The sequence below is a fragment of the Frateuria flava genome (assembly GCF_017837635.1).
GTDB lineage: Bacteria > Pseudomonadota > Gammaproteobacteria > Xanthomonadales > Rhodanobacteraceae > Frateuria_A > Frateuria_A flava.
In genome coordinates this window covers 43,737-59,376 of record NZ_JAGJRS010000028.1, presented here as the reverse complement: position 1 = coordinate 59,376, position 15,640 = coordinate 43,737, and the positions used below count along the sequence as shown (strand labels likewise).

Annotated in this window: 9 protein-coding genes; 7 read left to right on the top strand and 2 right to left on the bottom strand. The window is 69.4% G+C overall.

What is annotated here, in order from left to right:
* Positions 1-42: 42 nt before the first annotated feature.
* Both J7I44_RS13830 and J7I44_RS13825 read left to right on the top strand, forming a co-directional pair.
* On the top strand, positions 43-1,065 hold the full coding sequence (locus tag J7I44_RS13830) for an extracellular catalytic domain type 2 short-chain-length polyhydroxyalkanoate depolymerase (protein WP_245188195.1): 1,023 nt from the start codon (positions 43-45) through the stop codon (positions 1,063-1,065).
* A gap of 235 nt (positions 1,066-1,300) precedes the next feature.
* A complete protein-coding gene (locus tag J7I44_RS13825) occupies positions 1,301-4,606 on the top strand; it encodes a PAS-domain containing protein (RefSeq protein WP_209621997.1) in 3,306 nt (1,101 codons plus the stop codon).
* A 239-nt stretch (positions 4,607-4,845) separates the two neighbouring features.
* On the opposite strand, the gene J7I44_RS13820 is transcribed toward J7I44_RS13825, so the two are convergent.
* Positions 4,846-5,400, bottom strand: a complete 555-nt coding sequence (locus J7I44_RS13820) for a YaeQ family protein (protein ID WP_209621994.1) — start codon at positions 5,398-5,400, stop codon at positions 4,846-4,848.
* Between the two features lie 61 nt (positions 5,401-5,461).
* Between J7I44_RS13820 and J7I44_RS13815 the strand changes: the two genes are divergently transcribed.
* On the top strand, positions 5,462-6,337 hold the full coding sequence (locus tag J7I44_RS13815) for a pseudouridine synthase (RefSeq protein ID WP_209621991.1): 876 nt from the start codon (positions 5,462-5,464) through the stop codon (positions 6,335-6,337).
* Positions 6,338-6,663: 326 nt separating this feature from the next.
* Here J7I44_RS13815 and J7I44_RS13810 read toward each other — a convergent pair whose 3' ends face one another.
* Positions 6,664-7,323 (bottom strand): response regulator transcription factor, encoded by a 660-nt coding sequence (locus J7I44_RS13810; protein WP_209621988.1) that lies wholly within the window; start codon positions 7,321-7,323, stop codon positions 6,664-6,666.
* 212 nt (positions 7,324-7,535) lie between these two features.
* Between J7I44_RS13810 and J7I44_RS13805 the strand changes: the two genes are divergently transcribed.
* The 4 genes from J7I44_RS13805 to J7I44_RS13790 all read left to right on the top strand — a co-directional run bounded on the left by J7I44_RS13805 (position 7,536) and on the right by J7I44_RS13790 (position 15,556).
* Positions 7,536-9,368, top strand: a complete 1,833-nt coding sequence (locus tag J7I44_RS13805) for a 3-hydroxybutyrate oligomer hydrolase family protein (protein WP_209621985.1) — start codon at positions 7,536-7,538, stop codon at positions 9,366-9,368.
* Positions 9,369-9,442: 74 nt separating this feature from the next.
* The gene (locus J7I44_RS13800) at positions 9,443-10,444 is read left to right on the top strand and encodes a LacI family DNA-binding transcriptional regulator (protein ID WP_209621982.1); all 1,002 of its coding nucleotides are present in this window, start codon (positions 9,443-9,445) and stop codon (positions 10,442-10,444) included.
* A gap of 193 nt (positions 10,445-10,637) precedes the next feature.
* Positions 10,638-13,220 carry a TonB-dependent receptor gene (locus tag J7I44_RS13795; protein ID WP_209621979.1) on the top strand — a complete coding sequence of 861 codons (2,583 nt, stop codon included), beginning with the start codon at positions 10,638-10,640 and terminating at the stop codon, positions 13,218-13,220.
* A gap of 80 nt (positions 13,221-13,300) precedes the next feature.
* A complete protein-coding gene (locus tag J7I44_RS13790) occupies positions 13,301-15,556 on the top strand; it encodes a glycosyl hydrolase family 95 catalytic domain-containing protein (protein WP_209621976.1) in 2,256 nt (751 codons plus the stop codon).
* Positions 15,557-15,640 lie beyond the last annotated feature (84 nt).

Below are 15,640 nucleotides of genomic sequence, written 5' to 3'. Positions count from 1 at the left end.
CCGAGGGCGCTCCCACAGACGACACGCGCTCCGGAGATCGACATGCGCAAGACCCTCGGCCTGCTGGCCCTCCTTTTCGCCAGCGCGCTCGCCCATGCCGGCGATGCTCCGTCGCTGCCAACGCTCAAGCTCGACCCCGCGCGCGTCGCCGTCGCCGGCCTCTCCTCCGGTGCCTACATGGCCACCCAGGCGCAGATGGCCTACCCCGAGATCTTCCATGGCGCCGCCCTCGTCGCCGGCGGCCCCTACGGTTGTGCCGGCGGACAGCTCGCCACGGCGCTGGGCAGCTGCATGAAGGGCACGCCGGCGCCGGACGTGGCCGCGCTCGTCGCCCGCGCGCGCAAGCTGTCGGCCGAAGGACGCCTCGGCGCGCTTGCCGAGCTGGCCCACGCACGCGTCTACCTGCTGCACGGCAAGAAGGACGCCATGGTCGCGCCGTCGGTGGCCGAAGCCGGCGCGCAGTTCTATCAAACTCTGCGCGACGACGTGCCGGGCCTGGAAAGCATGCAGGTGCACGACGACGGTGGCCGCGCCTTCGCACACAACCTGCCCGTGGCGGGGAAGGGCGACGACTGCGGCAAGTCGGTGTCGCCGTTCCTGGGCCACTGCGGTTTCGATGCGGCGGGCGAGATCTTCGCCGAGCTGTTCGGCAAGCCGGCGCGTGCCGTGGCCGCCCCGCGCGGCGAGCTGCGCACGTTCGACCAGGACGCGCTGCGCCCGGGCAGCAAGGACGCTTTCCTCGCCGACCAGGGCTACCTCTACCTGCCGCCTGCCTGCGCCGGCGGCAAACCCTGCGGCCTGCTGGTCGCGCTGCACGGCTGCAAGCAGAACGCCGAGGCGGTGAGCGAGGCGTTCGTGCGCGACGCCGGCTTCAACCGCTGGGCCGACGCCTACGACGTGGTCGTGCTGTACCCTCAGGCACGCGCGAGCTTCGCGCCCTTGAATCCACAGGCATGCTGGGACTGGTGGGGATACTCCGGAGCCGATTACGACACGCGCCAGGGCGTGCAATTGCGCTGGCTGGTCGATGCCGTGCGTGCGCTGGGATTGCCAGAAGGCCGATGACCTCACGCTCTGCTCCCTCTCTCCTCCAGGGAGAGGGCCGGGGCGAGTGGTGGGGGCTGGCCGTGATGTTGCCGGGCTTAGCGAAGTGCATCGGGTGCTGCGGTCTTGCGCTTCCGGTTGCGTACCTGGGGGGCGACACGGGGCGGCCTGAGCATCCTTTCCTGCGAGCCCCCGCCCCTCACCCCAACCCTCTCCCGGCAGGGGAGAGGGAGTGCATCCGGCAGCGTGTAACGTCATGCCCAGCCCCACCCTGATCGCCCTCGCCGCCGCCTGCTGGCTCGGTCTGCTGTTCGGTGTCGCACTGCTGGGCGAGCGTCGCCCGCGGTTGTTCGAGAAGCGCTGGGCGATCGTCTACGCGTTGTCGCTGGCGATCCACTGCACCTCCTGGACCTTCTACGGCACGGTGACCCAGGCCAGCCGCTCGGGCTGGTGGCTGCCGCCGACGTTCGTCGGCGCGATCCTCATGTACCTGCTGGCGATTGCCGTGCTGCGCCGCTTGGTGGAGCTGGCGCGCGAGTACAACGCCGGCTCGCTGGCCGACCTGATCGCGGTGCGGCTGGGCCGTCACTCGGGACTGGCGGCACTGGTCACCGCGGTGGTGGTGCTGGGCATCGTTCCCTACATCGCCTTGCAGCTCAAAGCCGTGGCAATGAGCTACATGCTGCTCAGCCACGGCCAACTGGCCGAGTCCGAACCCTGGCAGGACAGCGCGCTGTACATCGCGCTGCTGATGGCGCTGTTCGCGATGCTGTTCGGCACCCGCCGCGCCAGCACCACCGCGCACAACCGAGGGCTGGTGCTGGCCATGGCGTTCGAGTCGCTGTTCAAGCTCGGCGCGATGCTGGCGCTGGGCACGCTGCTGTTCACGCCGTTGCCCGCGGGCCTGCCACCGCCGGTGGCGGTACCGCACGAAGCCAACGGGTTTCCCGCGCTGATCCTTCTCGGCGCGCTGGCGATGTTCACCTTGCCGCACCAGTTCCACGCCGGTGTGGTCGAGTGCCGCGACGGCGGGCACCTGCGCACCGCGCGCTGGCTGTTTCCGCTGTACATGTTGCTGATCGCGCTGCCGATCCTGCCGCTGGCGAAGCTCGGCGACGCGTGGCTTGGGCCCAGCGGCGTGCCGTCGGATCTCTACGTGCTGGCCCTGCCGCTGGCGCGCGGGCAGCACGCCCTGGCGCTGGTGGCCTTCCTCGGGGGCCTGAGCGCCGCCACCAGCATGGTAGTGGTGGCGACGCTGGCGCTCAGCCTGATGATCGTCAACCATTTCATCGCCCCGCTGCGCGTGCGCGCCGGCTGGGGCCGCGACGAGCGCGGCGACCTGCGCGGCGAGGTGATCAACCAACGCCGCGTGGCGATCGTGGTGGTGATCCTGCTGGCCTGGGGCTACAGCCGCGTGCTGGCCAGCCACGAGGCGCTGGCCGATATCGGGGCGATCTCGTTCTCGGCGCTGGCCGGGCTGGCGCCGGCCTTGCTCGCCGCGGTCTACCGACCGCAGGTGGGTCCGCGCGCCGTCACAGCGGGACTGGCCTGCGGGACGCTGGTGTGGCTCTACGTGGTGCTGCCGTCGTTGTGGCCGACGATGCCGGCGTCGCTGTCGGACGGGCCGTTCGGCATCGCCTGGCTGTCGCCCGGACACTTGCTCGGCCTGGGCGACTGGAGCCAGCTGGGGCGCGCCGTGGTGCTGAGCCTGGCGGCAAACGTGGCGGTGATGTGGCTGGTGGCGCAATCGCGCTTTGGCCAGGCCGCGCGCGTGGCCGGTGTCGGCGACGTGGGCGTGGCCGAACTGCGCGCGCTGGCGGAGCGCTTCCTGCCGCCCGATCGCGTGGCGCACCTGTTCGCCTCGGCCCCGGCCCAGGGCGCCGCCGGGCCGGCGCGCGTAGATGCGGTGGAGCACGAGCTGGCCGCGGTGATCGGCGCGGCCTCGGCGCGACTTCTGCTGGAGGTGGTGCACAAGCAGGGCCGTGCGCAGCTGGATACGGTCGCGGCCATCGTGGGCGAGGCCACCCAGGACCTGCGCTTCAACCAGCGCGTGCTGGAAGCGGCGCTGGAGAACATGAGTCAGGGCATCTGCGTGGTCGACGCGGAGCTGCGTGTGGTCGCCTGGAACCGTTGCTACGCGCGGCTGTTCCAGTACCCGGCGGACATGCTGCAGGTGGGGCGCCCGGTCGCCGACCTGACGCGCTTCATCATCGGCGAGGGCTTGATCGGCGATGGCGACGTGGAAACGCGGGTGCAACGCCGGCTCACCCACATGCAGGCCGGTACGCGGCACCTGTCCGAGCGGCGCTTTCCCGACGGCACCATCGTCGAGATCCGCGGCAACCCGATGCCGGGCGGCGGCTTCGTCGCCACGTTCACCGACGTCACCGCCTTCCGCCGCGCCGAGGAGGCGCTGAAGAAGGTCAACGAGACGCTGGAACTTCGCGTGGAGGAGCGCACCCGCGCCCTGGCCGCCGCCAGCGCCGAGGCCCAACGCGCCAACGAGGCGAAGAGCCGCTTCCTGGCTGCCGTCACCCACGACCTGATGCAGCCGCTGCACGCGGCGCAATTGTTCGCCCACACGCTGACCGAACGCGGCGCCGACGGAGCGATCGCGGCCAACCTCAACGGCGCGCTTGCGGCGACCGAAGGGCTGCTCGCCGGCCTGCTCGACATCGCGCGGCTGGAAGGCGGGCGGCTGCAGCCGCAGCCGCGCGTGTTCGCGCTGGCCGAGGTGCTCGATCCGCTGGCTGCCGAGTTCCGCGCCATCGCCCACGACCGCGGCGTGCGGCTGGACGTGGTCGGCACGCGCGCCTGGGTGCATTCCGATCCGCAGTTGCTTCGTCGCGTGTTGCAGAACTTCCTGTCCAACGCACTGCGCTATGCCGAGCGGGGCCGTGTGCTGCTGGGCGTGCGTCGATGCGGCCGGCAGGTACGCGTGGAGGTGTGGGATACCGGACCGGGCATCGCGCCGGAGGAGCGGGCGATGATCTTCCAGGAGTTCCGCCGTGGCAGCGCCGCGGGCGGGCAGGGCCTGGGGCTGGGCCTGTCGATCGCCCGGCGCATGGCCGGGCTGCTGGGGCATCCGCTGGGTCTTCGCTCATGGCCGGGCGAGGGCAGCGTGTTCGACCTGGGCGTACCACTGGCGCGGCGCCCGGCCAGCCTGCCGGCCGTCACGCCCCCGCCGCAACCGCTGCCGGCCGGGCGTGCGCTGGTGCTGGACAACGAGCCGGCCGCGCTCGCGGCGCTCAGCGCGCTGCTGACCAGCTGGGGCTGGCAGGTGCATGCCGCGCGCGATGCCGCGCAGGCACTGGCCGCGCCATGGCAGCCCGACTTGCACATCCTCGATTACCACCTCGACGCCGGGCGCACCGGCTGGGACGTGTGGCGCAAACTGAGCGGACGCCATCCGGACGTGCCGACGGTGATGCTCACCGCCGACCGCGACGGCGAGTTGCGCCAGCGGCTGCTCGATGCGGGAATCGGCGTGCTCTACAAACCGCTCAAGCCGCTGGCCCTGCGGCAACTGCTGCAGCGTGTGGCAGCCGCCGTGCGCGTGTAGCGGCGCACGTAGGCGACCACGTCGCGCGGTTGTGCATGGCGGTCGCGCCCAAGTGCGCTCCTGCCCGGTGTGGGGATCGGTGTGCTTTACAGACCGCTCAGGCTGCTGGCGCTATTGCGGTTGTTGCAGCGGGTCGCGGCAGCTGTGTCGCGTGTGGGAGCGCACTTGGGCGCGACCACGGCGCGTGGTTGTGCATTGGCGGTCGCGTGCCGCTGCGCTCCTGCATGGGAAGTCGGGCGTCAGGCGGCGGCGTATTCGCCCATGCGGGCGCGTGGCCGGATCGCCAGGGTCGTATCGCCGCTGATCACCTGCAGCTCGCCATCCTGGATCAGGCACTGCAGCCGCATGCCGCGCTCGCACAGGGCGGTGAGCTCGCGCACGGTGGGCTCGTCGATGTCGAGCACGGTCAGGTTGTCGTTGCGCGAGAGCGAGGCGCCCACCTTGTCCCACCAGATGTCGGCGACGCGTCCGCCGTAGTTGACCACGACGACCTGGCGGGCCCGCCCGCAGGCCTTGCGGATGCGCGCCTCGTCCGGCTGGCCGAGCTCGATCCACTGTTCGACTTCGTCGGTGTACCCGCGCCGCCACAACGCCGGCTCGTCCTCGTCGCTCAGGCCCTTGCCGAACTCAAGCCGATCGTCCGCGTGCAACGCGAAGGCGAGCAGGCGCACCATCAGCCGCTCTTCGGTTTCGGAAGGGTGGCGGGCGAGGGTCAGCGCGTGGGTGGCGTAGTAGTGCCGGTCCATGTCGCTGATCGACAGTTCGGCCTTGTGGATGGTGGCGTTGAGGGCCATGGTCGTGCCTGGTGCGGGTCAATCGGTCATTGTACGCCGCGGCGGGCGCTAAGCTGGCCGGATGATCCACGCCACCGCGCCCAGCACCGTGCACCTGCCCCAGGGCGACTGGACGACGGCGTTCGAGGGCCTGTGTGCCTGCTTCCCACGGATCGACCGTGAACGCTGGCGGGACCGCGTGCGGCGCGGCCGCGTGCTCGATGCCCACGACCGGCCGATCGACGAGCACACGCCCTTTCGCGCGGGCATGAAGCTGCGCTACTTCCGCGAGGTCGCGAGCGAGCCGACCATCTCCGGCGAGTTGGTGGTGCTGCACGCCGACGAGCATCTGGTGGTGGTCGACAAGCCCCACTTCCTGCCGGTGATTCCGGCCGGTGGCTACGTGCGGCAGACCCTGCTGGCCAGGCTCGTGGAGCGGCTGGGCAATCCGGCGCTGGTGCCGTTGCACCGGCTCGATCGCGATACGGCCGGGCTGGTGCTGTTCTCGGCGTTGCCGGCGACGCGCGATGCCTACCTGGCGCTGTTCCGCGAGCGGCGCATCGCCAAGCGATACGAAGCGCTGGCTGCGCCGTTGCCGCGACTTTCGTTTCCGCATGTGCACCGGTCGCATCTGGAGGCGGGCGATCCGTTCTTCCGCATGCGTGAGGTGGCGGGTGAGGCCAACAGCGAGACGCGCGTGGACGTGATCGAACGCGGGCCGACGCTGTGGCGCTATGCACTTGAACCGCATACCGGACGCAAACATCAGCTGCGCGTGCACATGGCCGCGCTCGGCGCACCGATTTGCAACGATCGTTTCTATCCGCAGCTGCAGGAGCAGGCAGAAGACGATTTCAGCCGGCCGCTGCAGTTGCTGGCGTGCGGGCTGGCGTTCGTCGATCCGTTGAGCGGACAGTCGCGGGCGTTCCGTAGCGCGTTGTCGCTGGGGTGGGGCTGAGGCAAGGCTTCCCCATCCGCCCTCCGGGCACCTTCCCCCGTGAACGGGGAAGGATGAGCTTCCCGCAGCGCAACCCGTGAGGCCTTTCCGGTTCTGCGCAACGTCACCCAGCGAGCCTTCCCCTGCTGCGCGGGGGAGGTGCCGACAGGCGGATGGGGGAAGCCTTGCCTCGAACCGCCGCCAAAGCTCGCGTCGGTTCACTCGCGCGTGGCAAAACAAACCAAAGCGGCAAGACCACTTCCGCGCAACGTCACCCAGTGAGCCTTCCCCCGCTGCGCGGGGGAAGGTGCCGACAGGCGGATGGGGGAAGCCTTGCCTCAAACCGCCTACGACACCCGCGCCGGCTCGCCCAGGTCCAGCGAACGCAGCAACAAGCCGGCCTGGGTGCGGTTGCGCACGCCGAGCTTCTCGAAGATCGCCGTCACGTGGGCCTTCACCGTGCGCTCCTGGATCGCCAGACGATCGGCGATCTGCTTGTTGAGCAGGCCCTCGCCGATCAGCGCCAGCACGCGGTACTGCTGTTCGGTCAGGCGCGCCAGCCGCGCGGCCAGGTCGGTGTCCTGCGGGTCGGGCGCGAGTGCATCGACGGCCCTGGCCAGTTCGGGAGGAACCCAGGTGCCGCAATCGAGCACGGTGCGGATCGCCTCGCCGATCTGCGCGGGGCTGGCGCTCTTGGGAATGAAGCCGGCCGCGCCGTGGTCGAGCACGCGCCGCACGGTGCGCGGCTCGTCGTGCGCCGACACCACCAGTACCGCCACGCCCGGATGCTGGCCGCGCAGCGCGGCCAGGCCGGACAGGCCCTGGCTGCCGGGCATGTGCAGGTCCAGCAGCACGAGGTCGGTGTCAGGCGCCGCGGTGAGCGCGGCCAGGGCGTCGGCAAGGTCGGCCGCTTCGATCACCTGGCCATCGGCGACGCAGGCGAGCGCCGCCTGGCGCAGCGCGGCGCGGAACAGCGGGTGGTCGTCGGCGATCAGCAGGGAAGGCATGAAGATGGAAAGTAGCGGGCGGAGGCCTTCCCGTCGAGTTGAAGCTCGGCTCCTTTCGCTGCGCGGAGGGAGCGGCGGCCAGGGCGAGGCGAGGAGCTGTCCACTGGAGCCATAGGATTCCCACTTTCGCGATGCCAATCAGCTCATCGCAGGGTCAGGGCATGGACCTTCGTACGATGGCGGCCGCGTGCGCGCTTGCTAAGGTGCGCGGGATGAACGCGTTACTCAAGCGCCTGACCCTGTTGCTGGCGCCGGCCCTGGCCGGCGGTGCCGCCCACGCCGCGGCGACGGAGGCTGCCATGCCATCGATCGATTTCGTGCCTGGCGAGGTGCGCGTCACCGCCCATCGCGACCACGATGACCTGCTCAGCGCCGGCCTGGGCCTTGCGGGCCTGGCCGGTGCGCCCGTGCCGTTCGCCGATCCGGCCGACCCCAGCGCAGCGGAACTGCGCCGCCGTGCCATCCAGATGAGCTGGAAAGGCATCGCCGATCTCGGCCCGTTGGGCGGCTACGGGCAGGTCTATGGCAGCGTGCCGAGCGTGCCGGGGCGCGAGTATCAGGCGTTCGCGTGGATCCGCGGCGCGCACCAGCCCCATCGGGTGCTGCTGCAGGCGCCCGACCCGTTCGACAAGGACAAGCGGTGCCTGGTGGTCACTGCATCGTCCGGTTCGCGCGGCATCTACGGCGCGATCGCGCTGGCCGGCGCCTGGGGGCTGCCAAAGGGTTGTGCGGTCGCCTACACCGACAAGGGCGCCGGCACCGGTTTCTTCGACTACGCCGACAACAGCGGCGTCGCGCTGGATGGCCGGCGCGCGAAGCGCGGCGAGGCGCCGCTGGAGTTCACCCCGGCGCCTCTGCCGAGCGCCGCCGGCATCGCGGTCAAGCACATGCACTCGGGCGACAATCCGGAGGCCGACTGGGGCCACCACGTGCTGCAGGCGGCCCGCTTCGGACTGGCCATGCTCGATCGCGCCTATCCGGACCTGGCGCCGTTCACGCCGCAGAACACGCGCATCATCGCCACCGGCCTGTCCAACGGCGGCGGCGCAGTGTTGCAGGCCGCGGGCCTCGACGACGGGCATCTGCTCGATGGCGTGGTCGCGCTGGAGCCGAACGTGCAACTGGCGGGGCAGGGCCGCATGCTCTACGACTACGCCACCGAGGCGGCGATCTGGCTGCCGTGCGCGCTGAGCGGTGCGCGCTTCGATGCCGTACCGTTCGCCCGCGCGCCGATGACCCAGGGTTGGGCGCAGCGCTGCGCCAGCCTGCATGCGCAGGGGCTCATCAAGGCCGACGCGCCCGCGGCGCAGGCGGCCGAAGCGTACGAACACTTGCGCACCGCCGGCTGGACCGACGCGGCCATGCAGGTCGCGGCCACCTCCACCGCGTTCGACCTGTGGCGCGCGATCAGTGCTGGCTACGCCGCGGCCTACCTGCGCCGCGGCCCGGCCAACATGCCTTGCGGCTTTCATTACGCGGCGACAAGGCCCGACGGCACGCCCGGCGTGGCCGATGCGGCGACGCGCGCGGCGTGGTGGTCGGACAGCGGCGGCATCCCGCCCGGCAACGGCATCGGCCTGTTCGGCGGCGTCGACCGTTCAACCGATCCCACGCTGGTGGGCGAGCTGTGTTTGCGCGCACTCTGGACCGGCGACGACGCCACCTCGCGCGCGCTGCACGCGGGTATCGAGGCGACCGCCACGCGACTGCCTCGCGCGGACCTGCCGTTATGGGTCGTGCACGGTGCCGACGATGGCCTGCTGCCCACCGCCTTCACCTCCGAGCCCTACATCGCCTGGTTGCGCGCGGAGGGCCGTCACCCGCTGTACTGGAAGGTGCCACACGCGCAGCACTTCGATGCGTTCCTGCCACTGCCCGGTTTCGGCGAGCGCCACCTGCCCCTGTTGCCCTATGGCTACGCCGCGCTCGACCGGCTGTGGACGCATCTGGCTGGCGGCGCGCCGTGGCCGGCCGACATCCGTACGCCGGCAGGACATCCGCGCGGCACGCAGGTGCTCACGAAGGCCGCGCTCGACCTGGAGTAGCCGCCACCGCGCTTGTGCCCGGCGGACGCAACACGCATAGTCGACCGCCACCAGCAGTCGATGCGGGACGCGCCATGCGGGTACGCCTGGAAGATGTGGCACGCGCCGCGGGGGTGTCGCCCAAGACCGTCTCCCGCGTGCTCAACGACGAAGCGAACGTGCGTGCCCCCACGCGCGAAAAGGTGCGCGCGGCGATGGCGGCGATGGACTATCGCCCGCACCAGTCGGCGCGCAGCCTGGCGAGCAACCGCTCGTTTCTGGTCGCCATGCTGTACGACAACCCCTCGGCTAACTACCTCACCGAAATCCAGGCCGGGGTACTGGAAGCGTGCGACCTGCACCACTACAGCATGATGGTGCGCCCCCTGCACATGGAGGAGGCCGACTTCGTCGAGCGCGTCGACCGGGTGATCACGCACCATCGCCCCGACGGCCTGGTGCTGACCCCACCGCTCACCGATCACCCCGCGCTGCTGCAGCGATTGCGCGAGCGGCGCGTGCTCTACGCCAGCATCTCGCCGATCGAGCGCACCGGCACCATCGGTGCCTTCATCGACGAGCCGGAAGCGGCGCGCCAGATGATGGCCAGGCTGCTTGAACTGGGGCATCGGCGAATTGCGCACGTGATCGGTCATCCCGACCACGGTGCCAGCCAGTGGCGCCTGGCCGGCTATCGCCAGGCGCTGGCCGCCGCCGGGCTCCCGTGCGACCCGGCGCTGGAAGTGGCGGGGGATTTTTCCTTCGGCAGCGGCGTGGCGGCGGCGCGCCGGCTGTTTTCGTTGCCGCATGGCCCCACCGCGGTGTTCGCGGCCAACGACGACATGGCCGCCGGCGTGATCTGGGCCGCCGGCGAGCACGGCCTGTCGGTGCCGGGGGACGTTTCCGTCTGCGGTTTCGACGACACCCCGATCGCGCGCCAGATCTGGCCCACGCTCACCACGATCCACCAGCCCAGCCGTGAGATGGGCCGCATCGCCGCGCTGCAATTGCTCGACACCCTGCGCGGACGGCCTGGCGCGATGGTGCAGGCGACGTTTTCGCTGGAGCTGCGCGAGTCGACCGCGCCGGCGGCGTGAAGGAAAGGTGCGTGTAAGAAATTTGTTGCACGGCAAATTGACAGCGCTGTCAAAGCAGGGCAAACATGCCCCCGGTCTGCGCTCGAGATGCCGCAGGCGCAAGGCACACAAGTGGGCGCAAGTAGGCGGAGCGGCAGGGCTGCACGCGCGGTCCCGGGCCGTTTGAACATCACTTATGCGGGGAGCGAAGCTGATGAACAAGCACGTGCGACTGGCCTTATCCGCGGCGATCGCCGCCTGCCTGATGCCCGGCCTTGCGCTGGCGCAGAACAACGACGCGGCGCAGGACACCACGCCGCCGTCGAACACCACGCAACCGACCCGGTCGAAGGCACAGGCGCCCAGCGCCGCGAACGCCAAGAGCCTCGAACAGGTGGTGGTCACCGGCAACACCGCCACCGGCGGCCTGAAGAAGATCGACACCAGCTACACGGTGACCACGGCCACCGCCGAGCAGATCCGCATGGCCAACCCCAAGAGCACGGCGGACCTCTTGAAGATCGCCCCGGGCCTGTGGCCCGAATCCACCGGCGGCCAGACCGGCGCCAACATCGAGATCGCCGGCTTTCCCGGCGGCGGCGATGCGCCGTTCAACACGGTGCAGCTGATGGGGTCGCCGCTGTATGGCATGCCCACGCTGTCGTTCTTCGAACAGACGTCCATCTTCCGGCTCGACGACACCGTCGATCGCGCGGAGATCATCCAGGGCGGCCCGTCGGTGGTGTTCGCCGACGGCCAGATCGGCGCCAGCGAGAACTTCATCCTCAAGCAGGGCACCGAGGTACCCTCGGGCAGCGTCGGGGTCACCTACGGCAGCGAGAACCTCAAGCGCATCGACGGCTTCTTCGGCTTCCCGCTGGGCAAGGACACCTACGGCAGCATCGGCGGCTTCTACCGCGATTCCGACGGCGTGCGCGATCCGGGATTCGCGGCGGACAAGGGTGGCCAGCTCACCGGCACGTTCACCCACGACAGCGACAACGGCACGATGATGCTGTACGCGCGCTACCTCAACGACCGCAACCAGTTCATCACGCCGATACCGCTGCTGCAGAGCGGGACGGACCACTTCAGCGCCTATCCGGGCTTCGATCCGCTCACGGACACCTACAACGGTCCGGCCATCCAGCACGTGTTCCTGGCCGGCTATCCGGGCGGCGGGCGCGACGCGAACCTCGCCAACGGGCGCGGTGCGCAGTTCGGCTTCTTCGGCGGCAATTTCGACTACGACCTGGGCAACGGCTGGAGCATCTCGGACAAGTTCCTGATCGACGGTGGCGATGCCGACACCAATGCGCTGTTCTCCGGCACCAACCCGGGCAGCCTCGACGACATGCTCTACAGCGACCAGAGCCAGATCGGCGCGTTCAACCTGGCGCCCGGCTCGGCCACCGCCAGCTACGTCGGCGGCGGCGCGGTCGATCCCAACCAGAGCGTGATCCACCAGGGCTGGTGGTTCATCCACAAGCACCTGAAGAACATCAGCAACGACTTCCGCCTGAGCAAGGAGATCTTCGAAGGCAACACGCTCACCGCGGGCGTCTACCTGGCGCACTACACCATGGACGACGAGTGGGCGCTGGGCAACCAGATGCTGATGACCAACACCCCCAATGCGCGGCCGATCACGGTCACTTACGCCGACGGCGGCCAGACCTACTACCTGACCGACGGCCAGGGCTTCCTGGACAACGGCGGCTACAACATCGCCCAGCACGGCAGCGCGACCAACAAGGCGTTCTACCTGTCCGACATTTGGCGCATCGGCAGGTGGCTGATCGACCTTTCCGGCCGCATCGAGAACCAGGACGCCACCAACAACGTGTGCAACTTCCAGAGCGACGGGCGCGTCGACGCCGACGGCAACCCTGTCAACGGTGTGATCGACACCGACGGCAACCCGTACACGCTCTACAACAACGCCGTGCCGGTGTGCGACGGCACGTTCGCGCGTACGCGCTACGACAAGACCCATCCGTCGTGGACCTTCGGCGTGAACTACGAGCTCGCCGACAACATGAGCGTGTACTTCCGCGCCAACCAGGGCGGTCACTTCGACGACTTCGACAATGGCATCCGCGGCAACACCACCGGCAACACAGCGCCAATGCAGAAGATCCAGAACTTCGAGGGCGGCTTCAAGTACCAGAGCGAGCAGTGGTTCCTCGACCTGAGCGCCTACCACCGCCAGTTCATCGGCCTGCTGTACCAGCCCACCGATGCGGCCGGCGTGCCGAACGGCCCGCAGAGCACCTACGGCTCCGATTCCAAGGGCGTCAACGTCAACACCGCCTGGAGCCCGACCGAGAACCTGAAGTTCCAGCTGGTCGGCAATTACCTGGACGGCCACTACTCGCACAACCGCTCGTGCCTGCCCTACACCAACCCGGTGGCGGGCGACGGCTGCGCATTCATCAATGGCGTGCAGCTGCAGCGCCAGCCGAAGGTGCGCTACATGTTCACGCCCAGCTACAGGATCCCCTTCGGCTGGGGCGACGTGCTGGCCTTCGTCACCTTCACCCACGTGGGTGCGCACACGCAGGACATCTCCGGGCTGCAGCAGCTGGGCAGCTACCACACCTGGGACTTCGGCATCGTCGCCAACATCCAGCAGAGCTGGCAGCTGCGACTGCAGGGCACCAACATGACCAACGAGCTGGGCCTGACCGAGAGCAACTCGCGCATCTTCGGTTCGGCCGCCGGCACCACCGGCGTGATCCTGGCCCGCCCGCTGGAAGGCCGCGAGGTCAACCTGCAGGTCAAGTACCTGTTCTGAAGCAACCCCGGATTGCCTGCACCCCGCCTTCGATGGCGGGGCGCAGACATCTTTTTTTCGACCTCACTTGAGGAGGCGCGATGACATCCGGTCGCCTGCTTGCCGTGTTGTTCCGGGCTTCGTGCTGCGTCGCGGCGGCGTTCGCCGCGCCGGCGTTCGCCGCCGCCGATCCGAGCTTCCTGTTCACCGCCACGGCCAGGGACTTCGGCAGCTACTTCCCGAGCTACCTGGCCAACGGCTACTTCTCCACCATGACCTCGCCGCGCGGCACCGAGCCGAACGCGGCATACATGGTGGCCTTCATGGACTACAAGCCGGGGGACATCTCGCGTCCTGCGGCCATTCCCGGCTGGAGCGAGATCGACTACAACCCCGGTGGCGGCTGGCTCAACCGCACGCGACTGGACGCGGGGATCTTCCAGGACTACGCGCAGACGCTGGACATGCACGGCGCCACGCTGACCACGCGCTACCGCTTCGCCTATGCCAACAAGGCCAGCGACATCGAAGTCACCACCTTCGTCAGCCAGGCCTCGCCGCACCTGGCCGCCACGCAGATCGCGATCACCCCGCAGTTCGACGGCCCGGTGCAGCTCAGTTTCCCGATCAGGCTCTGGTCCGAGCACCAGCCGCGCTTCCCGATCGCCAGCATGGGCGGCGAGGAGATGATCGCGGCGGTCATCGCCAGCGGGCAGACCCTGGACAACAAGCCGGTGCCCACGCCCGACCGTGCGCCGGTCTGGTATCCGGGCTACACGCAGGTGCTTTCCAGCAGCGGCGACAGCAAGGCGCTGACGCTGCAGTTGAAGGGCAGGGCGCAGCACGGGCTGGGCATGGCCGAGGCAGCGGCGATCGGCTTGCCGCAGGGGTTCTCCCCTGACGCGGTAAAGCTGGAACGGACGTCCACGAAGTTGTCGCTGGAGATCACCGCCACGTTGCACAAGGGACAGCGCTACGTCTTCACCAAGTACCTGGCGCTCTCGCGCGAAGGCTGGGGCGACGACGAGGACGTGCTCGCCCTGGCCACCGCCGCGCGCACGACCGGCTTCGACCGCCTGCTGGCCGACCACCAGGACGCCTGGCACCGGCTTTGGCAGTCCGACATCGTGATCGACGGCAATCCGGCCGTGCAGAAGGCGGTGCATTCGGACCTCTACTACCTGCTGTCCAACAGCACCGTCGGCACCGCCTGGCCGATGGGCGCCTGCGCGTTGACGCCCAACTACGCGGGCCACGCGTTCTGGGACAGCGACTCGTGGGTGTTCCCCGCGCTGCTGCTGCTGCATCCGGAGCGCGCGAAACCGATCGTGATGTTCCGCGACCGCACCACCGAACCGGCGCGCGCCCGCGCCCGCCAGTACGGCGTGGCCGGCACCATGTACCCGTGGGAGGCCGATCCGCAGACCGGCGTGGACGTCACACCGCACTTCGCCTGGGAGGTCTACCGCGAGGTGCACGTCAACGCCGACATCGCCATCGCGCAGTGGCAGTACTACCTGGCCACCGGCGACAAGGCGTGGCTGAAGACCCACGCCTGGCCGGTGCTGGAAGGCATCGCCACGTTCTGGACCAGCCGCGTCACCTACGACAAGGCACACGACCGCTACGAAATCCACCACGTCACCTCGCCCGACGAGGCCTACAACGACGTGCCGAACGACTCCTTCACCAACGCCGCCGCGCGCAAGGCGCTGGAGATCGCCGTGAAGGCCGCGGGCATCGTGGGCGCCCGGGCCGATCCGCGCTGGAGCGAGATCGCCGCGAAGATGTACATCCCGTTCGACGAAGCCGAACAGCGCCACCTGGACTTCGACAAGTCGGTGCCGCACGACAAGATCACCTGGATGGGCTCCTCGCTGGTCTGGCTGATGTACCCGAACCTCGACCTGCCGATGTCGCCGCAGGTGCGCCGCAATGACTTCGACTTCCAGCTGCAGGCGCTGAAGAGCCACGGCGACGACCCGAACGAGATGATGATGGTGATGCTGGCCGTGGGCGCTGCGGAACTGGGCGATGCGAAGGCCGCGGGCGAGTGGATCGACCGCAACCTGGTCGGCTTCCTGAAGCCGCCGTTCAACGTGCGCACTGAGACGGCCGCCAACAACGCCGGCTACATCCTTGCAACGTCGGCCGGCTTCGTGCAGAGCATGCTCTACGGCCTCACCGGCCTGCGCATCGACGACGAAGGCCTCAGCGAGAAGTACGCGCCGGTACTGCCGCCCGGCTGGCACGGGCTGACGCTCAAGGGCGTGCATTTCCGTGGACAGCGCCTCGATATCCGCGTCGAACGCGCTGCCGACGGCAAGCTTCGGCTGGTGCGCGAGACGTTGCCATGAAGCGTGGTCTCATCAAGCGTGGCGCTGCGGCTGCGCCTGGCAGCAAAGGCACCTTGACCACACACGCTGGCGCATCATCGACCG

Coding starts and splice junctions, on each gene's coding strand:
- J7I44_RS13830 (WP_245188195.1), top strand. CDS start 43: ATGCGCAAGACCCTCGGCCTGCTGGCCCTCCTTTTCGCCAGCGCGCTC.
- J7I44_RS13825 (WP_209621997.1), top strand. CDS start 1,301: ATGCCCAGCCCCACCCTGATCGCCCTCGCCGCCGCCTGCTGGCTCGGT.
- J7I44_RS13820 (WP_209621994.1), bottom strand. CDS start 5,400: ATGGCCCTCAACGCCACCATCCACAAGGCCGAACTGTCGATCAGCGAC.
- J7I44_RS13815 (WP_209621991.1), top strand. CDS start 5,462: ATGATCCACGCCACCGCGCCCAGCACCGTGCACCTGCCCCAGGGCGAC.
- J7I44_RS13810 (WP_209621988.1), bottom strand. CDS start 7,323: ATGCCTTCCCTGCTGATCGCCGACGACCACCCGCTGTTCCGCGCCGCG.
- J7I44_RS13805 (WP_209621985.1), top strand. CDS start 7,536: ATGAACGCGTTACTCAAGCGCCTGACCCTGTTGCTGGCGCCGGCCCTG.
- J7I44_RS13800 (WP_209621982.1), top strand. CDS start 9,443: ATGCGGGTACGCCTGGAAGATGTGGCACGCGCCGCGGGGGTGTCGCCC.
- J7I44_RS13795 (WP_209621979.1), top strand. CDS start 10,638: ATGAACAAGCACGTGCGACTGGCCTTATCCGCGGCGATCGCCGCCTGC.
- J7I44_RS13790 (WP_209621976.1), top strand. CDS start 13,301: ATGACATCCGGTCGCCTGCTTGCCGTGTTGTTCCGGGCTTCGTGCTGC.